This is a genomic window from Timonella senegalensis JC301 (assembly GCF_000312125.1).
Taxonomy (GTDB): domain Bacteria; phylum Actinomycetota; class Actinomycetes; order Actinomycetales; family Cellulomonadaceae; genus Timonella; species Timonella senegalensis.
Genome location: NZ_HE978644.1, coordinates 345,873 through 367,905, shown reverse-complemented (window position 1 = coordinate 367,905; position 22,033 = coordinate 345,873). Strand labels below are relative to the sequence as shown.

The 22,033-nt window shown below is 58.1% G+C and carries 18 protein-coding genes; 11 read left to right on the top strand and 7 right to left on the bottom strand.

Going from position 1 to position 22,033, the window contains the following annotated elements; genetic code table 11:
* Positions 1–96: 96 nt before the first annotated feature.
* From HGSM_RS12330 to HGSM_RS12305, 6 genes are read left to right on the top strand one after another with little or no spacing between them, the layout of a single operon-like run.
* Entirely contained in the window at positions 97–1,413 is a 1,317-nt protein-coding gene (locus HGSM_RS12330) for a glycerophosphoryl diester phosphodiesterase membrane domain-containing protein (RefSeq protein WP_019149073.1), read from the top strand.
* Between the two features lie 11 nt (positions 1,414–1,424).
* Positions 1,425–2,120 (top strand): DUF4129 domain-containing protein, encoded by a 696-nt coding sequence (locus tag HGSM_RS12325; protein WP_019149072.1) that lies wholly within the window; start codon positions 1,425–1,427, stop codon positions 2,118–2,120.
* Positions 2,117–3,292, top strand: coding sequence for a DUF4350 domain-containing protein (locus HGSM_RS13930; RefSeq protein WP_019149071.1), 1,176 nt, complete (start codon positions 2,117–2,119; stop codon positions 3,290–3,292). Before HGSM_RS12325 ends, HGSM_RS13930 begins: the two co-directional genes overlap by 4 nt.
* Positions 3,289–4,257, top strand: coding sequence for an AAA family ATPase (locus HGSM_RS12315; protein WP_019149070.1), 969 nt, complete (start codon positions 3,289–3,291; stop codon positions 4,255–4,257). The genes HGSM_RS13930 and HGSM_RS12315 overlap by 4 nt, the downstream gene beginning before the upstream one ends.
* A 12-nt stretch (positions 4,258–4,269) precedes the next feature.
* Complete coding sequence (locus tag HGSM_RS12310) at positions 4,270–5,574, top strand: DUF58 domain-containing protein (protein ID WP_019149069.1); 1,305 nt, start codon at positions 4,270–4,272, stop codon at positions 5,572–5,574.
* Positions 5,571–5,765: a hypothetical protein gene (locus HGSM_RS12305; RefSeq protein WP_019149068.1), complete on the top strand. Its 195-nt coding sequence runs from the start codon at positions 5,571–5,573 to the stop codon at positions 5,763–5,765. Before HGSM_RS12310 ends, HGSM_RS12305 begins: the two co-directional genes overlap by 4 nt.
* Before the next feature lie 234 nt (positions 5,766–5,999).
* Here HGSM_RS12305 and HGSM_RS12300 read toward each other — a convergent pair whose 3' ends face one another.
* Positions 6,000–6,986: a stage II sporulation protein M gene (locus tag HGSM_RS12300; RefSeq protein ID WP_019149067.1), complete on the bottom strand. Its 987-nt coding sequence runs from the start codon at positions 6,984–6,986 to the stop codon at positions 6,000–6,002.
* A 314-nt stretch (positions 6,987–7,300) separates the two neighbouring features.
* Here HGSM_RS12300 and HGSM_RS12295 point away from each other — a divergent pair, with 314 nt between their 5' ends.
* From HGSM_RS12295 to HGSM_RS12275, 5 genes are all read left to right on the top strand, one after another.
* On the top strand, positions 7,301–8,113 hold the full coding sequence (locus tag HGSM_RS12295; protein WP_019149066.1) for an RDD family protein: 813 nt from the start codon (positions 7,301–7,303) through the stop codon (positions 8,111–8,113).
* 189 nt (positions 8,114–8,302) lie between these two features.
* Positions 8,303–10,909 carry an SH3 domain-containing protein gene (locus tag HGSM_RS12290; protein WP_195891390.1) on the top strand — a complete coding sequence of 869 codons (2,607 nt, stop codon included), beginning with the start codon at positions 8,303–8,305 and terminating at the stop codon, positions 10,907–10,909.
* Positions 10,910–11,166: 257 nt separating this feature from the next.
* A complete protein-coding gene (locus HGSM_RS12285; protein WP_019149064.1) occupies positions 11,167–12,549 on the top strand; it encodes a bifunctional cytidylyltransferase/SDR family oxidoreductase in 1,383 nt (460 codons plus the stop codon).
* A 99-nt stretch (positions 12,550–12,648) separates the two neighbouring features.
* Positions 12,649–13,404 (top strand): IspD/TarI family cytidylyltransferase, encoded by a 756-nt coding sequence (locus tag HGSM_RS12280; RefSeq protein WP_019149063.1) that lies wholly within the window; start codon positions 12,649–12,651, stop codon positions 13,402–13,404.
* Entirely contained in the window at positions 13,391–14,455 is a 1,065-nt protein-coding gene (locus HGSM_RS12275; protein ID WP_195891389.1) for an NAD-dependent epimerase/dehydratase family protein, read from the top strand. Before HGSM_RS12280 ends, HGSM_RS12275 begins: the two co-directional genes overlap by 14 nt.
* Before the next feature lie 81 nt (positions 14,456–14,536).
* Here HGSM_RS12275 and HGSM_RS12270 read toward each other — a convergent pair whose 3' ends face one another.
* From HGSM_RS12270 to HGSM_RS12245, 6 genes are all read right to left on the bottom strand, one after another.
* Positions 14,537–16,462: a CDP-glycerol glycerophosphotransferase family protein gene (locus HGSM_RS12270; protein ID WP_019149061.1), complete on the bottom strand. Its 1,926-nt coding sequence runs from the start codon at positions 16,460–16,462 to the stop codon at positions 14,537–14,539.
* Between the two features lie 68 nt (positions 16,463–16,530).
* Entirely contained in the window at positions 16,531–17,223 is a 693-nt protein-coding gene (locus HGSM_RS12265; RefSeq protein ID WP_019149060.1) for a phosphocholine cytidylyltransferase family protein, read from the bottom strand.
* Positions 17,224–17,458: 235 nt separating this feature from the next.
* Entirely contained in the window at positions 17,459–18,709 is a 1,251-nt protein-coding gene (locus HGSM_RS13925) for a hypothetical protein (protein ID WP_019149059.1), read from the bottom strand.
* Positions 18,710–18,884: 175 nt separating this feature from the next.
* On the bottom strand, positions 18,885–19,466 hold the full coding sequence (locus tag HGSM_RS15020) for an acyltransferase (protein ID WP_195891388.1): 582 nt from the start codon (positions 19,464–19,466) through the stop codon (positions 18,885–18,887).
* 318 nt (positions 19,467–19,784) lie between these two features.
* Positions 19,785–21,350 carry a polysaccharide pyruvyl transferase family protein gene (locus HGSM_RS12250; protein ID WP_019149057.1) on the bottom strand — a complete coding sequence of 522 codons (1,566 nt, stop codon included), beginning with the start codon at positions 21,348–21,350 and terminating at the stop codon, positions 19,785–19,787.
* A 208-nt stretch (positions 21,351–21,558) separates the two neighbouring features.
* Positions 21,559–22,033: CDP-glycerol glycerophosphotransferase family protein (locus HGSM_RS12245; protein ID WP_195891387.1), on the bottom strand; the 475-nt coding region annotated here is incomplete at its 5' end.

The window sequence follows — 22,033 nt, the reverse complement described above, 5'->3', positions numbered from 1 at the left end:
TTTGGACATTTTTGGGCGCCGGTATGAGATTTATCTGCAACTCTTTGAGAAACTTGGCACATACTTCCACGAACACAGATCCGGAGAACCGCAGCCATGACCACGCCAGACGCTCCGAAGAATGATGGTTCTGAGCAGCCGGTAGACCACGAACGGGCACCACAGTACGGGCAGCCCACACCATCGTCGGGCGGGTTTGCCGCGCCCGGAGGCGTTCCAGGTCCGCAGTACGGACAGCCAGCCCAGCCGCAGTACGGGCAGTACGCCCCACCTGCCGGAAGCCAGAACGGCCAGCCAGCACAGCCGCAGTACGGGCAGTACGCCCCACCTTCCGGAAGCCAGAACGGCCAGCCAGCACAGCCCCAGTACGGCCAGCCCGCGCAGCCGCAGTACGGGCAGCCAGCGGCTCCTCGCTATGGAAACGGCACTCCCCCGCGGTTCAACGGATACCAGGCAAGCAACAAGCCGGGGATCATCCCTCTTCGCCCGCTGTCCATGGGCGACATCTTTGAAGGAGCGTTCGCCGCTGTTCGCCGAGCACCAAAGGTGCTCATCGGACTCGTTGCAGCGGTAGTTGCCGTAGCCACCCTTACTGCGGGAATCGTCGGTTATCTGATCGCACCACTGATCAACAGATCGCAGTGGGCCATGGACATCACAAGCCAGCTCGACGACACCCTCATGCAGGGCGGGATTTTCGACATGTCCACGGAAGGATCGATGGGTGAGTTGTCCCTCGGTCTGCTTCTGGCGCTCGCATCGTCGCTCGCTGCTACGATCGCGACCGGGCTCGTGGTCGTAGCCATCGGGCAGCTCGTCATCAACCGTCCAACCGACGCCGCATCCGTGTGGGAAAAGGTGCGTCCACGCATCCTCGCCCTGATCGGAGTGTCGCTTCTTCCGATGCTGGCGCTCTACGTTGTCTTTACCGTCTTGATGGCCCTAGCGGTGTTTGCGATCAACCTCAACGAAGCGCTCGGAGTAATTCTGCTCGTTGTGCTGTTTATTGCGTTGATCGTGGTGTCACTCCTCTTTGTTGTGCGCTTCATGTTTGCGCCTTCGGCCCTCGTCCTCGAAGAACGCAGCGTGATGGGGGCGCTCAAGCGCTCCTGGCAGCTGTCCAAGGGCAGCTTCTGGCGCATCTTCGGGATCTACCTGCTGACCAGCCTGGCACTCAACGTGGTTGTTAGCCTTGTGAGCGGGGTTCTTGGAGCGATCGTGGGCATTGCGGTCGGCATGGATGCCGCCACGAGTTTCCCGGCGCTCATGGGAACCGTGATCGTGCAGATCATCTCCGGCACTCTGCTTGCCTCGTTCCTCTCTGCAGTCATGACGTTGCTGTACATCGACGTCCGCATCCGCCGCGAGGCGCTGGACATTGAGCTTGCAAACGCCGCGGCCAAGAACATCTAGAACCGCATCCCGTGCTGAATTACGCCCGCTGGAGTGTCCACCAAGGTCTGGATGCTCCTCCGCTGACCCCTGATGCGGATGCTGCGCGCACGTGGCTCGAGAGCGAGTTGCGCAATCCGATCTACAACAACCGTGAGTCCTGGTTTTCCCGGATCTGGCGCCGCATCACGGAATGGCTCGATTCACTCTCCGGTGCTGACTTCAACCCATGGTTCCTCGTGCTTGTCGTGGTGGGCCTGCTCGTTGTCGGCGTTATCGGGTATCTCGTCATGGGGCCAGTTCGACGGTCCGTTCGCGCCAAAAAGTCTGGCGATGTGAGTCTGCTGGATCCAACACTGACAGCTCACGATTACCTTGCCCTTGCACGTTCACACGCGGGACGCCGCGACTATGCCGCCGCGTGTGTGGACGGCTTCCGTGGCGTCATCCGGAGCGCGGAGGAGAACGTGGTTATTTCGCTGTCACCCGGGCGTACTGCCTCGGAGGCTGCCAAAGAGATCGCCTCAGCACGGCCCACACTAAGCAACGAGACCTCGTGGGCGGCAAACCTCTTTGACGGGATTGAGTACGGCTCGGGGACCGCGAGCGCGGAAGATTGCGCACGCATGATCGCGCTCGTAGACAAGGTGGAGAGCTCGCGCGCGCCAAAGTCCATGGTGGGCGATTCTGGCGAGTCAACCGCCCTATCGCAGGTAGGACGCCCATGAGCACCACCATCGTGACCGCAGACTCCACGGCCACCCAGGACTGGGTACGCCGCGGCAAAGCAATCCAGTTTCCGCTCCTCATCGTTGCCATCATCGTGACCACCGCGTACTTGTTCTCGTTGGCTGCACCGGACCAGTCATCCGTTCGCTTTGCCCCCAATAATGCAGGTTCTCCGGGTGGTCGCGCGCTCGCCCAGGTACTGGGCTCGCGCGGGGTGGATGTCCAGTATGAGGATGTCTTCACCAAGGCTCTGCGCGCCACTGGGCCCGCCGACACACTGCTCATCGCAAACGATCCGGGACTCACTCTCGAGCGCGCAACACAACTAATCGAGTCGGGCGCGAACATCGTTGCGGCTAATCCGCGCAGCGAGCTCGTCGCTGCGATCAGCGAGGCCACCGGGGCAAACCTGACGCAGACCGGTTCACCCCTCGACGATTCGCCCGTTGCTGCCGAGTGCTCGCTTCCTGCGGCGGTTGCGGCGGGAACTATCACCTCAAACGGGGCCGGGTTCACGGCGCCCGAAGGCGAGGCAGCCACTACGCTGTGCTTCCCCGCTGCCATCGGGCACCACCTCGTTCAGGTCACGGGTCTGAACGGACAAAGCTTCACGCTCATCGACTCGACCGACCAGTGGACGAACGCCAAGATCACAACGGAGGGGAACGCGGCCCTAGCGATTCACCTTCTCGGCGGTGCGGGGGACCTTGTCTGGTACATCCCCGAGATTGAACCCATCCCAGATCTCGACTCGGGAGCAGTCTCGACCCCCAGCCTCGTGATGATGATCGGCGCCCTCGCGCTGGCCGCTGTGGTTGCGGCCATGCTGTCGTTCGGGCGCAGGCTCGGTCCAGTGGTGAGCGAGGACCTGCCCGTCGTGGTCAAGGCGTCCGAGTCCACGCTTGGACGCGCGCGCCTGTACCGTTCGGCCGGCGCGCGTGGTCGCGCCGCGGCCGCACTTCGTGCGGGCAGTGCAGCGCGAATTTCTCGACGATTGGGCCTGCCTACCAGCGCCACTCCCGAGGCGTTCACCTCGGCCGCTGCTCGGGCGACAGGCCGCTCGGAACTACAGCTTCACACCCTGTTCTATGGTCCACCGCCCGCCGATGACGGTGAGCTCACAGCTCTGGCACTCCAAGTGCAGAAACTAGAAAGCGAGATTTCGGTATGACACAGGACGTCAGCCAGACTTCGGCCGTCGAGGCCTTCATGAGGGTTCGCTCCGAGGTTGCCAAGGCCGTGGTTGGCCAGGACTCCGCGGTGACCACCCTGCTCATCGCTCTGCTCTGCCGAGGCCATGTCCTGCTGGAAGGCGTGCCCGGCGTGGCAAAGACACTGCTTGTGCGTTCCCTCGCCGCATCGCTCGAGGTGGACACCAAGCGCGTCCAGTTCACGCCTGACCTCATGCCGTCCGATATCACGGGTTCTCTCATGTACTCCACAAAGTCGGAGGAGTTCTCGTTCAAGAAGGGTCCTGTGTTTACCAACCTTCTGCTCGCGGACGAGATCAACCGCACGCCACCCAAGACCCAAGCGGCTTTGCTCGAGGCCATGGAGGAACGCCAAGTTTCCGTGGATGGCGTCGCCCACCAGCTCCCCACCCCGTTCATGGTGATCGCAACCCAGAACCCAATCGAGCACGCCGGCACCTACCAGCTTCCCGAGGCCCAGCTCGACCGCTTCCTCCTCAAGGTCACGCTTCCCCTCCCGGAGCGCGACGTCGAACTTGAGGTCCTCTCCCGACACGCGCAGGGCTTTGACCCACGCAACCTCGCGGGCGCCGGCATCGGCGCTGTCGCATCCATCGCTGACCTCGACACCGCACGCGAGCAGGTCGCCCGCGTGCAGGTTTCCTCGGAGGTCCTCGCATACATCATCGATATCGTGCGTGCTACGAGGCAGTCCCCCTCGCTCCTCATGGGCGCCTCCCCTCGTGGTGCTACTGCGCTCCTCGCTACTTCGCGGGCGTGGGCGTGGCTCTCCGGACGCACGTTCGTCACCCCGGATGACGTCAAGGCGCTTGCCTACTCAACCCTCGGCCACCGCATCGCGCTGCGCTCCGAGGCGGAACTCGAGGGCGTCACAGTGAACAACGTCCTGGCCACGGTACTCAACTCCGTGCCAGTGCCGCGCTGATCGGGCCGTCCCGTGTTCCTCAACATCGCGCTGAGCCGCAAGCTCCCGCTTGTGGTCCTGCTTGGCCTCATACCGCTCCTGCTGTTGCGCGAGTGGATCGTGGTCGTGGCGTGGATTGCCCTCGCGGTCCTTGCCGTCATCGTGGATATCGTGCTTGCGGCATCGCCGCGCGCGCTTACCGTCGAGCGGGTCGTACCGTTCCAGGTCAGGCTCTCCGAGGAGGTGCAGGCCGAGCTCATCGTTCGAAATGGTGGCCGTCGGCGTGCTCGAGGCGTCATTCACGATGCGTGGCAGCCGTCCGCGGGTGCTCGCAACAATGTACAGAAGGTGAACGTACGGCCGGGCGGTGCTCGCCGTTACTTGGTCTCGCTCAAGCCTACGCGTCGAGGCACCCGCACCGCCGAGCACGTCACAGTGCGCCTATTTGGCCCTCTGGGGCTTGGCGCGCGTCAGTTCACGTTTAGGGCCTCCTCTTCCCTGCGGGTGCTCCCCGAGTTCCGGGCCCGCAAACACCTGCCCTCGCGGCTTGCCCGGTTGCGCGAACTGGACGGCGGATCCGCCGTGAACATCCGCGGTGAGGGTACCGAGTTCGACTCGCTGCGCGAGTACGTGGATGGGGATGACGTCCGCTCGATCGACTGGCGTGGCACTGCGCGCTCCCGCGAGATCGTCGTGCGCACGTGGCGGCCAGAGCGTGACCGCAGGGTCGTCATCGTGGTGGACACCTCGCGCACCTCGGCACCCCGAGTGAACGACGAGCCGCGGTTGGGCTCCTACATCGAGGCGGCGCTGCTGTTAGGTGCGCTCGCCTCCAAGGCCGGCGACAGAGTCGAGCTGATCGCCTACGACCGCGTGCAGCGTGCCCGCGTGTCCTCAAGCAACCGTTCCAACGTCCTGCGCGAGTTTGCCTCAGCGCTGTCCACGGTAGAACCAGTGCTGGTCGAGGCAGACTGGACAGGTCTCACGTCCCTCATTCGAACCCAGATCTCCGGCCGCTCGCTGGTTGTGTTCCTCACTAACTCTGATATCACCTCTGCGGATGTGGGAATCTTGACGTCTATTGGTTCGTTAACCAAGTCGCACCTCGTTGTGCTTGCGTCAGTGGCCGACCCGGAAGTGGCTGAGCTCGCGCTGCAGCGCGATTCATCCACGTCCGTGTATGACGCCGCTGCTGCAGAACGTGCAATTCTCGACGATCACGCTGCGTCCGCTATGCTGTCCGGTTCCGGCGTGGTCGTCTTGAGCGCACTCCCGGCAGACCTGGCACCTCGACTCAGCGATAAGTATCTAGACCTCAAAGCGGCAGGGCAATTGTGAGCACCAAGAAGAACACTTCCCCATCGACCACCCCAGGCATGGTCCCTTCCAAGGCGAAGCGTCCGGCAGTTACCGACGAGGGCCCAACCCCGGGCGAGCGCAACGCGCGTTTCGCACGCAACGTTGCCATCGTGCTGATCGGTGCACTCGTGGGCACGCTGTTCCTTCCTGCGCTCGTCAGTCTTTTCTAGGGTCACACTTCGAGGTCTTCAGCAGTTCAGAAGCTCACCCACGTCCTAGGTTCCCGCCGTCCGGCTAGGTACGTTGTGGCTCGATCACACTGAAGACTTCCCGGCGCGGGTACGGTGACTCGCGTCCTCGGCGCTCGACTCCGGCACACGGAAATACCCGCCCTCCAGCCCACTCAATGTGGTGCTGGAAGTGGCGGGTATCGTCGTTAATCAGGTAGTTAAGAAGCCTAGGAACTAGGCGTAAATCTGGCCGTAGCCGGCGCGATCGGCGGACAAGTCACCGGTTTCGCCAGCGGCGACTGCACGGCGGCCGAGCACATATACGTATGTCCAGAACGCTGCGAGCGCGAGCGCCCCGATCACAATCTTGAGCCACCAGTACATGTGTGAACCAGTCACAAACCCCTCGATCACTCCGGACAGGGCGAGGGCAAAAACGAGACCGAGCGCAACGGTCATCAATGCGCGGCCCTCCTGAGCGATCGCGACGGAACGCGGGCGACGACCAGGAGAGACCACGGTCCAGAACAGCTTGAGGCCCGCGCCACCTGCCACGAAGATTGAGGTCAACTCGAGGAATCCATGGGGCAGGATGAGCGCGAAGAACGTCCCGAGTGCGTCGTGGTACTCCATCATCCCGCCGATCGCACCCACGCTGATCGCGTTGTTGGTCAGGACAAAAGCCGGCCAGATCCCGGTTATCCCGAAGGCGACGCACTGTGCCGCAATCCACGCATTATTGGTCCACACCATCGAGGCAAACCCCGCGCCTGGCTCGTAGTACTCGGCGAAGGCGTTATTGACATACTCGAGTCGCTCCGCCTCAGACCCCATGGACGCAATACCCTCGGGGGTCGTGGCGACCCAAACGCCCATGGCAATGGCGAAGATCAGGCACACGGCGGTCACGCCGTGGGTCCACCAGCGGCACCGATACAGGGCGGCCGGCAGCGAGACTGTGAAGAACTTCCCCACCACTGACCACTGAGGATCGGGCGAACCCACGATCTTGGCCCGCGCCCGCACCAACAGGAGCGATAGCTCCGAGATCAATGCTGGATCTGGCGCGCTCGAGCGCAACATCGACAGGTGCGTTGCCGTTGAGTGGTAGAGGCGAATCAGCTCATCCGCTTGGGCACCGGTTAGCCGGCGCGTGCGCGTGAGCTGGTTGAGCCGGTCCCACTCTTCGCGGTGGGCCTTGGAGAACGCGTCGAAATCCACTCACCTACCTTCCCACATCGCGCTACGCTTGGGGCAAGACACGGCAAAGGGAATGCATACTTGCACTGCGGGAACTGCTCGCGGTCTGGGTCGCGAGCGCGTTTCGCGATCAGGACTCGTTGGTATCGATCGTGGTAAAGACCGCGGGTTCATGGGATAGCGGGACCGGAGGACCGCGGGACCGAAGGACCGCGGGACCGAAGGACCGCGGGACCGAAGGACCGCGGGACCGAAGGACCGCGGGACCGAAGGACCGCGGGACCGAAGGACCGCGGGCAAGAATTCAGCGACACGCACTGGACGAACGGATGAGCATGGAAGAACAGCACGTCATTGGTGAGGGCGTTGTCCTCGACACCCGACCAGCGTCTTTCCTGACTCGTGGCCTCGCATTCACAATCGATGTGCTCGTCTTGGTCGTCCTCTTCATCATCGTGGCAAATCTGCCTATCGATTCGATCTTTCTCAGTCAGTTCAGCGATGCGTTCGCGATTCTGGCGGTCGTGTTTGCCCTGGTGATCCTGCCCGCCACAGTGGAGACCCTGACTCGGGGACGTTCGCTGGGCAAGTACGCCATGGGCATCCAAATCATTCGCGATGATGGTGGCCCGGTCGGTTCGAGGCAAGCCTTTATCCGTGCGCTCGTTGGCGTGGGCGAGCTCTGGCTGACCTCTGGCGTAGTAGCGATTGGATCCGCAGTCCTGAACAACAAGGGCAAGCGCCTCGGGGACTTTCTTGCGGGCACCTACGCCGTGCGCGTGCGGGTGCCCAAGACGCCCCCGGTTAACCTCGCGCCTCCAAGCCACCTCGTGAACTGGATTACGAACGCTGAGATCGGCAAACTTCCCGACGGTCTCGCGCTCTCCGCGCGGCAGTTTTTGGCTCGGTCCGCAACCATGCACCCGGGGTCGCGCCAGAGCACAGGGGAAGAATACATGCGGCAACTGTCGCAGTACGTTGCGCCCGCCCCGCCTGTCCCGGTGCACCCGGAAGACTACATTGTGAGTGTCATAGCGGAACGAGCACGACGTGAGGCCTCTTTAGAATCGCAACGCTTGGACCGTGCGAGCCATGTCCGGGAGCGCCTCGAGCGACTGCCCGTGGGGATTAGCAACCCTGAAAACTAGGTGATTCCGCTGGCAGTTCTTACCCCCATTCGGGCCGAATTGCCACACATCGTTGCTGGTCTTGGGCTTTTCTGGACCCGCAAGGAGGAATCCTCCTAAACCACCCCTGTTTTCATTACAACTCGAACAATATTTCTAGATTCGAGATCATGGGGAGTTCAACCCTGAGATACTGAGAGCATGCGATACATGAAACTATTGACGGTTTTTCTTGCATCTGCTCTGGTCGCGGTGGGGGTAGTAATTGGCGCGCCTGAGCAAGCACAAGCAGCCGGCACAACCTCCGTTTCTATAAGCGCATCCAAGACAACCGTACTCAAAGGCCAGTCCTCCACCCTCACAACCAAGTACTACAAGTCGGGGAAGCTGCAGAAGTCTGGAAAGCTCTATCTCCAGTACAAGAATGGGACCAAGTGGTCTACAGCTCGAACTGTGTCGATCAGTTCCACGGGAACGACCAAGAGCACGGTATGGCCACCAAAGAATCGCGTCTACCGATTCGCCACAACAGACATGAAGGTCAAAAGCCCCTCCATCAGTGTGAAGCTGAAGTCGGGCTTCACCAACACGGTGTCGAGCAAGGTAATCAAGCCGGGCAGTTCCGTCACGTTCAAGACCAGTTACTTCTCCGCCGGAGTAGCTAAGACTGGAAGCGTTGCGCTCCAGTACAAGTCAGGGACTAAGTGGAAGAACTACACAACCAAGACTCTCAAGAGCGGTGCTGCTTCAGCCACAGTTAAGCCCAAGAACACGCGCGAGTGGCGCTGGCGCCACACCTCCTCAGGCAAGGTCAGTCCCACCGTCAAGGTGAGCATCCAAGCCTCAACTCCGTCGTTCACCCCTGTCACGTACTACGTAGACTCGGCAAGCACCCCGCTCAACATGCGTAGCGGTGCGGGCACCACGTATGCCGTGGTGGAGAAGCTGCCACACGGCACCAAGGTCACCACAGTTTCCGCCACAACAAAGTCCTCTGGCGGTTACACCTGGGTAAACATCAAGGCGCCATCTGGAAAGACCGGGTGGGTAGTGAACAAGTACCTGACCAAGACCAACCCAGTCAACGTCTTCACTCCCCAGACCTTCTACGTTGACTCAGCAAGCTCCGCCCTCAACATGCGCAGCGGTGCGGGCACCGCGTATGCCGTGGTCGAGAAGCTGCCACACGGCACCAAGGTCACCACGATCTCTAGCGTGAAAAAGGAAGTCGGGGGCCTCACCTGGGTAAACATCAAGGCACCTTCGGGTAAAACCGGTTGGGTAGCCAATAGCTACCTCTCCACTACTAACCCGATCGGCACGTTCACACCTGTTACCTACTACGTGACGTCCGAGGACTCCGCGCTCAACATGCGCAGTGATGCGGGCACCACGTATGCCGTGGTCGAGAAGCTGCCGTATGGCACCAAGGTCACCACGATCTCTAGCGTGAAGAAGGAAGTCGGGGGCCTCACCTGGGTAAACATCAAGGCCCCATCTGGAAAGACCGGATGGGTGACCACTGCCTACCTGTCGACCACGCCGCCACCCGTCATCCCCGCAACGCGTAGTTTCACTTTCACAGGCTCGGGCTTTGGACACGGTGTGGGAATGCCGCAGTACGGTGCATACCAAATGGCACGTGAGGGCAACTCCGCGTCCAAGATTCTGAGTTACTACTACACCGGCACAACCGTGAAGACGACAACTACCCCGGAGGTGGTCTCGGTCAAGCTCACTGGTGCTTCAACCTCAAGCGGCACCACAGCCGGCATTTCTGCTGGAAAGTTCCGGCTACGTAACTCGGCGGGCGCGACCATCGCCAAGACTGATGGTCTGGCAGCGGGAAACAAGGTCACGTTTACCGTAAGCAATGGGCTGGTTAAGGCCACAGTGAAGAACTCGGCTGGAACCACCATCACTACGGCAACGGATTCCACCATTCGCATGCACTGGAGTGGAACCACCTACTACGACCCGTCTGGAACGGACGCTGTGCTTTCGCTGACGGGCGCACAGGGCAAGTACCGCCACGGCCGAATCACGGTTACCGTTGTGGGCGGCAAAATCAACGTAGTCAATGACCTGCGGCTCAACACAGAGTACCTGTACGGTCTCGGGGAGATGCCTTCATCGTGGGGTGTTTCCGGCAACGCTGCCCTTCAGGCACAGGCCATCGCCGCGCGCTCCTACGTGATCGGCAAGGGCACCACCAAGTCGACCTCATGCAACTGCAACGTCGTGGACACCACCACCGACCAGTACTTCAGCGGCTGGACCAAGGAGAACGGCGCATATGGCGAGTACTGGGTCAACGCGGTCAATGCAACGAAGAGCAGCAACACATCGGCTCAGGTCCTGTACAACGGCTCCGCCGTGGTCAAGTCCGCTCACTACTACTCGTACTCCGGTGGCCGCACTGCCAACTCTCAGGACGTGTGGACCAACGGGGTGACCCCCGGAGGGGTATTGAGTTATGAGCAGAGTGTCGCTGACCCATACTCGGCAAAGGCACCTGGAGTTCCGGGCACGTGGACGCACGTTGTCAGCGAGGCCCAACTACGCAAGACATTCTCCTCGTTGAGCGACATCGAATCGGTTGAGATCATCAGCCGTTACGAGTCCGGGCAGATCAAGACGCTGCGTGCCAAGTCCGCTAGCGGAGCCACCCAGAGTGTCACACGTAGCGATTCTGGAACCAGTTCAGTAATGGGCTGGCGAACAATTCTCAAGGGGAAGAACAGCAAGATCTCCTCGTCGAGTTCTTCGAGTTCGATTCCGGGTACTTGGATCAACTCCATAACCCTTAACGGATAGTCTCAGGACTAGCGCCTTCACGCGTCGGAGGGGCGGACGCCACTCATGGTGCCCGCCCCTCCGTGCATTTGCGCGAAACTGTACGGCGAACTCGCCCACACAAACGCTCCACAACGAGCACGCCATCAGCACAAACTCGCCGCTTGTACCTGCAACTTCACTTGCCTTCGGCACAAGTTGACCGGCCGGTAACGGTAGAGTGTACTTTGGAAAAATACTTGCTCCAAGGCTAAACGCCCGGTGGAAAGGCCATGTAATTGCGAACCGTAGGTGTCATTCTCGCTGGGGGCGTCGGTGCCCGGTTGGGCCTGAGCGTGCCAAAGCAAATGGTAAAGGTTGCCGGCAAGACCATCCTCGAACACACTGTCTCAATCTTCGAAAATAGCTCATACATTGACGAGGTCGTCGTGATGATCACGCCGGGTTGGTCAGAGCACGTGGACACCCTTCTGGGAAACAAGTTCTCCAAACTCACCAAGATCCTTGAGGGTGGGGCAACTAGGAACGAAACCACTCGCCGCGTTCTGGACTCGCTCGGACCGGATGACCTCAATGTCGTCCTGCACGACGCCGTCCGTCCTCTCCTCGAGGACCGGATCATCAAGTCATGCGTCGATGCACTCGAAACCTACGCTGCGGTCGACGTTGTCATTCCTTCATCTGACACTATCGTCGAGGTCGATGACGATGGAATAATCCGTTCGATCCCCAACCGAGCCACCCTGCGCAGGGGGCAAACCCCTCAGGCCTTTAAGCTCTCTGTCCTCCGCGAGGCGTACGCGCTTGCGGAATCAGATCCTGGCTTCGCCGCAACAGATGACTGCGGAGTTGTGCTTAAGTACCTTCCACACGTCCCAATCAAGACCGTGGAGGGCGCAGAGCACAACATCAAGGTTACCCATCCGGTTGATCTTTACATTGCTGACAAGCTCTTCCAACTAGCGTCCGTCTCTCTCTCGGACGACGACGGCGCTTCAGAATCCGCACCCGACCTGACCGGTAAGACAATAGTCGTGCTGGGTGGTTCATACGGGATCGGCGCCGAGATTTGCAGGCTTGCCACTGCCGCGGGAGCAAACGTTGCATCGCATGGCCGATCGACCACGGGACTACATGTTCAGGACGCCGAATCAATCGGCATGGCCCTGAGCAAGACGGCCCAGGAATTTGGATCGATTGACGCTATTGTTCTGACTGCCGGTGTGCTCCGTATGAACCGCTTGAGCGAGACCAGCCACGACGAGGTCATGGAAACCATCGAAGTGAACTACCTCGCTCCGATCAACGTTGCAAAAGCCGCATACCCTTACCTTCGAGAGTCAAAGGGTCACCTACTGTTCTTCACCTCGTCAAGCTATACCCGTGGCCGAGAGAACTACTCGCTTTACTCGTCCACAAAGGCCGCTGTCGTGAACCTTACCCAGGCGCTTTCTGAGGAATGGTCCGCGCACGACATCAAGGTCAATGTCATCAACCCAGAACGCACCGCGACACCAATGCGTAGCAAAGCCTTCGGTGAGGAACCACCCGGAACTCTGCTCTCCGCGGAGCAAGTAGCCGAGACCTCACTAGAGGTCCTTGCCTCCGATCTGACTGGCGCCGTCATCGACGTCAAGAACAACCCTGACCGTACATACTAGTAACAACCGTGCACGAGCAAGTCACTTTGTCTTGCTCCCTTGTCGCACTTAGACATCAGTGAACCAATAGGCTTTAATTTCCCGATTCTCAGGAGACCCATGTTTTCCGGAAAGCACGTAATCGTCGCCCTCTTTGCCGGGGGTGTCGGGAGCAGGATGCGCCGCGCAGACAAGATTCCCAAGCAGTTCATCAAGGTCAACGGCAAGGAGATCCTTGCATACACCCTTGACTGCTTTGAACAGAATCCCCACATCGACGAGATCTACTTGGCTACCCACCCGGACTGGATCGAAGCCACTGAGGACCTCGTTGAGCAATACGGATATACCAAGGTCAAGACGGTCACTGAAGGTGGCGCGAGCGCCCAAGAGTCTGCCTACCGCGCGCTCGTCGCTGCGGAGGCCGCTGGTGTAAACACCGGTGAGACGATCGCTTTGATCTCCGATGGAGTTCGCCCAGTCATCCCAGACGCTCTGATCGAGCGCTGCCTAGCTGGCGTGGTCGAGCACGGAAACGCAATTACATCTATCCCTGCGTTCGAAACCGTAGCTATCACCACTCCGGACGGCAAGATGGTCGCCGATGTTCCAGACCGTAACCTAATGTATGTGCTGCAAGCCCCCCAGTGCTTCAATCTGGATACCGCACTCGCACTGCACCGCCAGTCCATTGAGCGAGGCGAAATGGGCACATTTATCGACCACGCCCACATGGCGCGCACATACGGACACGACCTGCACCTGGTGGCTGGCATCCGTGGCAACATCAAGCTGACAGTAAAGAATGACATCCAACAGTTCGAGTACCTTGTCTCGAAGCACCCAAACGGGAACTACCGCAATGAAATTGAGTAACTTCCGCGACTACGCACAAGCTCACGTAGATTCGCTCCCCGACTCCCTCCGGGAGCAGTTCGATTCGGGCACCTCGGTACTCGTCACAGGGGGGACGGGTCTGGTTGGTCAGGCTTTCGTGTGGGCGCTTGACGCGCTGACCTCCGCCAGCGGAGGCGCAATCTACTTGGTTGTGCGCAACAAGGAACGCGCGCAGGCGACCTTCAAAGACCTGAGAACCAAAGCCATTCACTTCATCAGTTTTGATGATGTCGAGCCACTGGTCGTTCAAGGCACATCGTTCTCGCACATCGTACATATGGCCAGCCCAGCGACTCCACATGACTTCAACCTCCACATAATGGATGTCCTAGAGGCAAACGTCAATCAAACAAACAAGCTTCTCGAGGTTGCTTCAGCAGCGAATGCTCACTTCGTTATGGCCTCTACCCTTGAGATCTACGGGAATATCCCGCTCGAGGACGAGGGAACCGACCTGCACGTAACTGAGGAGATGCAAGGCAAGATCGACAACCTCAATCCGCGGTCCATCTACCCGGAAACCAAGCGACTGGCAGAAAACCTCTGCGCGATCCACACAGGTATGAATGGTGGACGAGCCAGCATCGCTCGAATCTCTCACACATTTGGCCCAGGGTTCGCAGCTACCGATGATCGTGTGCAAAACCAGTTCATTCGCAAGGCCGCCGCGGGTCAAGAGATTGTGCTGCAGTCTGACGGGTCCATGCGTCGTACCTACACCTATAGCCTCGATGTTGCCAGCGCACTGCTAACGATCATGGCTCGTCCAAACACTGAAGTTCTCGGAACCTACAACATTGCCGCTGAGCAAAACATGATTTCCATCCGCCAACTGGCAGAGTTTACGCTCGAGGCTGCAGGTCAAGAGCCAGGAAACCTCGTTTTCGATATTCCTGATGGTCAAGCTATGTGGAGCTCGAACCGGGGCGGCTTAGTTCCTGAATGCACTCGTCTACGCGAGCTCGGCTGGGAAGCCAAATACTCGGTCCTAGACGGCATGCGTGAAACCATCGCCCTGTACAACGGCTAGTTAGTCAACTCAATGCAGACGAGGGGTGGCTCCCAGTTCATTGAACTGGGAGCCACCCCTCGTCTGCATTGAGCTCTCCGGCTATCTCCTGCCGCGGAGCACGTCCTGCATGCCCGCGGGCAGCGCACGGGCAAGTTTTCGTGCAATGCGTCGAACTCGCGGTGCACCCCACTTGAACGCAGCGGATCGACGGAATCTGGGTTCACGAGCAATCCTAGCCCTGGTGAACTCAGACAGCGGGATACACTTCCCCGCCATCGATGCGAGAGCGACCTCGTAGTTCGAGAGGCCACTATCCAGAACGACTGTATCGAAGTAGTTCCTGCCAAGCCTGCGTCGGTACTCGCGCTCAAAGATCCGGTGCAGATCTGCATCCGCTCGGACCATCGCGATCACTTGTTCCGGAGCCAAGTCCTCACACGCAACAAACTGTGCGTAGGCTTCGGTCTCCGATGGCTGGAGTGCAGGAGAAACCGGCGTGTACGCGATGGTCGATACCCCGCCACGCAACGCCTTGATTGCTTTTACAGCGCCCCGTGGCATGTGGGCACTGCGGTCACTCAGCATTGTGGTCTGGGTAGCTTTATGCTTCCCCGACGCGATCACTTCGTGGAAGAACTCGTCTGCGGGGGTCTCTTCACCGGGGCATCCACCCCAAAAGACAATTGTCGGGCGCGCATCACGAGTGACCCGCACAGGAACTTCCTGTGCTGTCCGCCCAAACAGAAAGTCCGCTGCCCTCTTCGAGGCATGGCCGTCTTCATGCGAGCAGAACCGCTGCTGAGCAATCGCGTACTTGCTCCCCTGCAGTGGGTTCGAGCTCCAGTCAGAGTCAGGACCCGCGTTACGCACGAGGGATGCAGCCTCTTCAACAGCCGAAACAAAGTCTTCTCGTGTGAAGGCGACCGAGCCGGGCAACTCGTCAATCGTGAGGTTCAGCCCCCTAGTCCTTGCATACTCATCGAAGTCGTAAAGATACTGAACGATCGGACGGCCCGTTGGCAAGAAGTCAAAGAAGATACTCGAGTAGTCTGTGATGAGCACGTCGACGACTGTCAACAGTTCGTTAGAACTGATGTCATGTGACGGGATAAGTACCCCACTCAGTTCATCGCCAACCGTCTGGTCCTGAATGATACGGTCCATCCGGTGGTGGCCTCGATACAGAACCACGATGTCGAGCGCAGCTAGCGCGCGCAAGTCTGAGACGAGTTGATCTGTGTCGACGACATCTTCACCTTCCTCTGCCCGCCACGTAGGGGCGTAAAGCACCACTGGCTTGGCTGCTTCCGCACCAGCCACCGCAAGCCCCACCGTTTCCCGGATTTCCTGCATCCGGTCGGCATCCTTGTTCACAGTGATGTCTACTCGCGGGTAGCCGGTTTCAGCGATGATGGCGTTCGAGGTTCCAGCCATTGAGTACGCGGAAATGACAGATTGAGTCATGAACTCGCAGGTCGTAATGACGTGCGTTGCTTTCAAGAAGCTCGCGGTGCTACGTGGAGCTCCCCATCTAGCCTTGGGCGAGTCGCGCCCAAGCTTCTTGTACGGAATCCCGTGCCAGGTGTTCAAGTACTTCTGCTCAGGGCGCGGTGCGTAAAACCCCGGAAGGTTGGCGTTGCACACAACGTAACCAGCGGTCGCAAGAAAATAGGAAAAGGCCGCGCTTCCCTTGGCAGCGAATGCGACGTCCTTTAGCCCACGGTACTTCTCCGGAATGGTGCTGTGCTTGTCAAAGGACCAGACGTGTACGAACTCGCCGTACTCCGGGTGACTACGAAGATACTCAAAGATCGCGTACGGGTTATCTCCCATTCGAGAACCCGCCATAGCTTCGTAGAAGATTACCCGCGGATTAACCGGAACGTTTTGAGAGTACCGGTCAAAGAGTCGCGTGACTGCAAGGTTATCGCCGACTGATTTTCGCCAGAAGTCCTCAATCTCTTCAGAGGTCGAGAGCCCCTCTGACAAGAGCAGGTCGTCCAACAAGTTCTCGGACTGAATCATTCTCACGCATCCTTACGACTTGAGGGGCAGAGCTTCGCGTTCTCCAAAGGAGGCTCTAGCCCAAAGTACTATCCGACAAAGAGTTTGCTGTTGGCGGCAGCCAAGTCCTCTGCGAAATCCACTTCAACCGCATAGAGATCTGAAATATCGACGGGAACGACGACTAGCCCGTCCTTCTCGATTGACACTTCGATACCACGCTCAAAGTAGTCTTGATCCTCCACCTCTGCGAGGCGAGTGATGAGCGCTTCCTTGTCCTTACCCGCAACAAAGTTGATGCCCACCGCTTCGCCAAAAGCTCCGGTGACCTGCTTGGAAAGAGCGTTGATGTGCCCGGCCTCGTTCGTCGTGTACTTGACCTCTTCGTCACCAACTGAAGCTGTGTTCACGCAGACGAACGACTGGTCACTTTCGATGAATTCCTGGACACGGTCGAGCACACGTGGGTCAAACACAACGTCACCGTTGAGCCAGAGCACGCCTCCAGGACCTGACGAACGAAGCGCCCTCAACAGCGACTTCGACGTGTTCGTCGAGTCAAACATCTCGTTGTACACAAAGAGATTGTGCGGGAACGCCTCAAGGATCATGTCGAGCTTGAACCCGACCACGATGTAGACTTGGGCATCTTTGTGACGCGAGTGAATGTTCTCGAGTTGCTGCCCCATGATCGTGCGACCATCAACTAAAGGCGTCAGTGCCTTTGGGAAGGGGTTGCCAAGTCGAGTACCAAGACCAGCAGCGAGAATAACAACTTGCATGACTTTCCTTCGATTTGAGGCGGACATATCAGGTTGAAGTGAACAAGAAACCAACCCCAAGTGTACGTTAGGTTTCTTCCCTGAAATTCAACAAAAGTCCATGCAATGGAAGTAATCTCCCACCAGATCTACCCATGTGGTGACACATTAGGCTTGGGCATACAGCCCTCCACGCGCGCAGGCTGCCCATGACGTGCGACGTGGCTTCTCTAGGTGCCCAGCACTCGGAGTAGGCCTAACTGCGCCCTCTGAGTTTTCGCCACGCTCGAACTGGCCATAGGCGCTCTAGTTTGTCTACCTTGCGTTCGAGTCCGGCGATGCGCTTTTCGACCGCTCGTAGTTGAGACTGCTCAGTTGCGACCGATGCCCCTCCGTTGGCCACATTCTGTGGCGCAACCGCACCTCGGCTTTGATCGAACTCATCGATGACCGCCTGAAGAACTTCTTTGATCTCCAGGTGCCCTTGCTCCGTCGCAAAGTCAAGGTTCTCCTTCACAAACGAGCGACCGCTCATGTTGGTTAGTTTGAGCTCGCGGACATCGTCAAGATTGATGTGCGAATCAAACGTCTTGAAATCAGCAAGCACACCAGCGAGTTCCAACGCAATCATGGTGCGCACGCACTTGGAGCACCTTCCACAGTTGTATTTTCCTGTGTTTTGCCAACAAACACGCAGGTGATCACGAGCAGTTGGCTCCTGCGCCAGTCTGCGGGTCTTTTGCACACGTGTTGATCCAGCTCCATCGTGAACGACCGACAAGCGATAACTCGACCACAAATGGTCAAGCAAGGGGTGCGAGCCCCACGCGTACTTATCAGCGAATGTGTGCGACGCTGGAATGACAAGCGTTCCAAATCGAGTTGAAAGCAAATGGCCTACTGCAGCCAGCGCCGGCCCGTGGGCAATGACAGACCACGTCGCGGCCCTGTTGAGGAAAACGCGAATATTCGTAGATACTTCAAGGAGCTCGATCCCCGTTTCTTGGGCAACCTCTTTCAGGTGCTTCGAGGTCGCTTCACGAATCTCAGTTCGGTGCAAAGGCACATCGTATCCATGCACGTAGAGAAGTGCATCAATGTCGTGTCTGTTGCGGACCAAAGTATCGAAGGAATCGACTCCACCCGTGAAGCACGAGATCTTCTTACCTTGGATGAGGGGTTTGTCTACGTCCCGTGCCGCGACGTCAACGTGATCGATTCTGCGTACCCGTTTGGGGTACCAACCTACGATAATGCTCTGAATTGCGTCCGCGTTGTAGATCAAGCGTTTGGAGACCCGGACGTCCATGCTGAGACGGCCGTCGGTCCCCATAGCCAGTACCAAACCAAGCACGAAGAATGCGTCGGCTGCTGCCTCGTGATCCGGGAACTGACCTGCTGGAATTCGAAACCACGCGCGGTCCTCGAACCCCGGCAACTTGATTAGAGCAGAGACGACGGTCTCATCGACATCCTTGTTGATGCTGATATGGGTTATCGAAACCATGCGTGCGCCTATCGGTGATGAAGCTGGGAGGTATCTGTTCGACAGCGATACTACTCTGTAACCAAGCAAGCTCCAGCAACATCATTTCAACGACGCCACTCAACTAGTGCCCATTGACACTACATTGAAACCGCTTCGGTACAGCATACGAAAGTGAACGCGAACTGGCGGCGAATCAGGAACGCTTGCGCAAGCGAACCCACGCTCGAATCGGCCACAGCGATTCCAACTTCCCCAACGCACGCAACGCACGGTCGAGATCTTGCTCAAGCTCGCCAACTCGGCGGTCTAGCGCCGAGTTGGAGCTACGAGCGTACTTGGCGGCACGGCCATTCTTGTCCACGGTCGGATTCCAGTACTTCTCCCGACGAGGCGGTAAGCCGTCTTCGTCGAGCTCAATCCTGGTCTTCTTGATGTCGGTCCTCTCCCACGCAACGTTCTGTCGGACTACCCGAGCAGGGGTCCCAACTGCGACAACGTTGTTTGGCAGGCTCTTCGTAACAACAGACAATGTCCCCACTACGGTCCCTTGGCCAATCGTTACGCCGGGCATGACCATGACGCCATATGCGAGCCACACGTGTTCACGCAGGACAATGTTCTGGGAGGGGTTGAGCCTCGCACCGGACTCAATATCGTAGATGGGGTGCGCATCGTCGGCTCGAATCCGACAATCCGCAGCAATCATACAGTCATTTCCGATTCGCACCTGCGCGCCCTCAGCAGCGAACACAGAACATGTGCTCGCGGTGCTCACGTTCGTTCCAATTCGAATTTCCGAATCGTATCCCAACGTGAATGTCCAACTCGCGTTGGTATTGCGAGTGAATTTTCCGACCGTTGCCACGCTGTTGTCTCCGAGGAAGAAAACGTGCAGACGACGAAGCATCGAAGTATCTTGAACAATCAAACGATTGTTGGATCCTCGAAATTGAATTTTTACGGGAAAGTCCGATATTTCTCCATGAACTTCAATCGTGTTGCCACGCTCATCTGAATATTCCTGAAGGGTGCTTATTGTCTCCAAGTAGACCTATCTCCTGCGAGGTACTAGTTACAGTGTGCTGGTGACGACTTACTTGTGTCCACGCAGTTTGTGCCACAACCGGATCGGCAGGATGTTCTTCAACTTCCTGATGGCCCTGTCCGTGTCTTCTTGGCGCAGTTCAAACGATGCCTGGCGCTTTTCGAGCGAAGCGTTTCGTAGTTCCGCTGCGACAAGCCTCTTTTCAACCGACGCTAGCCTCACATCCAATGCAGAAGTCGCGTCCTTGGGGGCTCCCGTAACAGCGTTAGCCACGGCGCCTTCACTGGCTTGTGGCTTCACCGAGCTAGCGCTCGCATCCTTCTTCACAGCGGGTGCTGGCTGTGCCGCCGCCTTACGAGCAATCTTTTGGTACGACTCGTAGGTGCGACGCAACTTTCGGTGCATCTTTTCGGTGTATTGAGCATATGTAGTGCCCTGGTAGCGCGGAATCTCCGCGCGGAGCTGCTCAATCGTGTAGACCTTTGCCTTGGACCGCGGCGCAAACACGCTCTTTATTCCATTGAACAGGGTTTCGTACACAGAGAAGGTGAACTCATCATTGTGGACAACTCCCTCTTCCATCGCGATGTCGAGGGCAGCGAGCACTGTTGCTGCGTTCCACTTTTCGGCGGGGAGCGCGCGCTGACCGTAACCCATAGTTTCGTAGAAGTATGGCACCTTAAAGTTCCAAGAAAGTCCGATAGCCGGAATCTTGTAGGAGAAGGCAGCAATGCTTGCATGCAGGCGATATGCAATAACGCCGTCGCAGTCATTCAACTGCTTCAGCATCTCCTCTGGAGAGTTAACCGCAAACTTGACTTTCTTCGTAGGGATTCCATGATCGCGTACAAGTGAATCTAGGAAGACTTCGTCAGTGAAGTGACCGGTAGTGAACAACCTGTAGTCATCTCCACGGGCTTCGAGCTCCGCGATCACATCGAGCCAGAACTCACGCTGCTTTGCCTCAGGAAAATCAATTCCGTTGTCCGCAAAGATCCCGGCCCTCGTTACCACGAGGCCAATCGTCTTCTTTCCACCGCCGTTGGTCTTCTCTTTACGAGCAGACACGACACCGTCGAACACTTGCTCGGTGAAGACTGCAGGGTCCGAGACGAGAGATCGTGGGACCCGGGTACCGGCAAGGTACTGCTCGACCGCTTCGATGTCATCGCGCGTTGTAATCTGGCGGACAACTGGAAGGTGCAACGCCTGCTTGAGGCGTTGACTCTTTGGATTCGAGTCGGAATACGGTTCAACTCCAATGCTCGAGAAGATCACGGGAACGCCGTACTCCTGAGCGAGTTCCAACGTGCGGATCGTCCGGAGATAAAAGTTCTGGTACGAGTAGTTGAACAGTGGTGCGCCACCAAAGATGATGAGGTCAGCTTTAAGGATCGCATCGCGAGCATCTGCCAGCAGAGCCTCGTCGCCAGTGCTCATGTACTTCTTCGAAATGATCCCCGCGGCCCGGGAGTTGATCTTGAAGTCACGTGGTCGGACACCAATATTCGCCATAGCAGCCGAAATCAATGACATGACGGTGGCTTCAATAAGCTGATCACCGACGTTGTCAGAGTCACGGTTGGTCAAAAGCAGGATGTTGTAAGCGGTCACTTATTCACGTCTCACATTCGAAATCGACACGCCGGCTCGGCCCGCGGTTGGTTTGCAGTACATCATAGCGCGCTACGACAGTTGTACTGATGGGTACTGAGCTACCCAATCACGCCTCAAATACATGAAGTTTTCAGCCGCTCACCACGAGAATCTCGAGACATCCTCGCTATGTGGTTGCGGCGGCAGCGCCCTGTTGGATCTACTACTAGTTGAGTGGCTTTAGGTGCTTGAGGAGGATCCAGTCAATGAACCTGTCACTTGACCCACGGTCGATGTTGTCAAAGTTCTCCTTGCGGAACTTTTCGACGCGTTCAATCTCATAGTCGTGAGTTTCGAGTGCGGTCATCAGGTCATCAAAAGTGTCGCAGACCTTGCCTGGGGCCGATTCGATGTAGTTCCTGTGGAAGCCGCGGGTAGCCTCGTATACTTCACGGTCATATGAGAAGAAGAGCATTGGGCGGTCTAGCATCGAGAACTCATAAATGATTGATGAGTAGTCAGTGATCATAATGTCAGTGACGTGCAGCAGGTTCAGTCCGTCAGCAAAGTGCGTGAAATTGAGGAACTTGTCCCTGTACTGCCCAGGAATCGGGATTTCCTCGTGAATGAAGTGGTGCATTCGGAACAGGATGACCGTGTCATCACCGCAGTACTCGTAGAGCCGATCAAAGCCGATCTGG

Bases quoted from the DNA above. Each gene is read 5' to 3' on its own strand.
- HGSM_RS13930 (WP_019149071.1), top strand. From the start codon at position 2,117: ATGAGCACCACCATCGTGACCGCAGACTCCACGGCCACCCAGGACTGG.
- HGSM_RS12275 (WP_195891389.1), top strand. From the start codon at position 13,391: ATGAAATTGAGTAACTTCCGCGACTACGCACAAGCTCACGTAGATTCG.
- HGSM_RS13925 (WP_019149059.1), bottom strand. From the start codon at position 18,709: ATGGTTTCGATAACCCATATCAGCATCAACAAGGATGTCGATGAGACC.
- HGSM_RS12290 (WP_195891390.1), top strand. From the start codon at position 8,303: ATGAAACTATTGACGGTTTTTCTTGCATCTGCTCTGGTCGCGGTGGGG.
- HGSM_RS12295 (WP_019149066.1), top strand. From the start codon at position 7,301: ATGGAAGAACAGCACGTCATTGGTGAGGGCGTTGTCCTCGACACCCGA.
- HGSM_RS12315 (WP_019149070.1), top strand. From the start codon at position 3,289: ATGACACAGGACGTCAGCCAGACTTCGGCCGTCGAGGCCTTCATGAGG.
- HGSM_RS12265 (WP_019149060.1), bottom strand. From the start codon at position 17,223: ATGCAAGTTGTTATTCTCGCTGCTGGTCTTGGTACTCGACTTGGCAAC.
- HGSM_RS12330 (WP_019149073.1), top strand. From the start codon at position 97: ATGACCACGCCAGACGCTCCGAAGAATGATGGTTCTGAGCAGCCGGTA.
- HGSM_RS12270 (WP_019149061.1), bottom strand. From the start codon at position 16,462: ATGATTCAGTCCGAGAACTTGTTGGACGACCTGCTCTTGTCAGAGGGG.
- HGSM_RS12280 (WP_019149063.1), top strand. From the start codon at position 12,649: ATGTTTTCCGGAAAGCACGTAATCGTCGCCCTCTTTGCCGGGGGTGTC.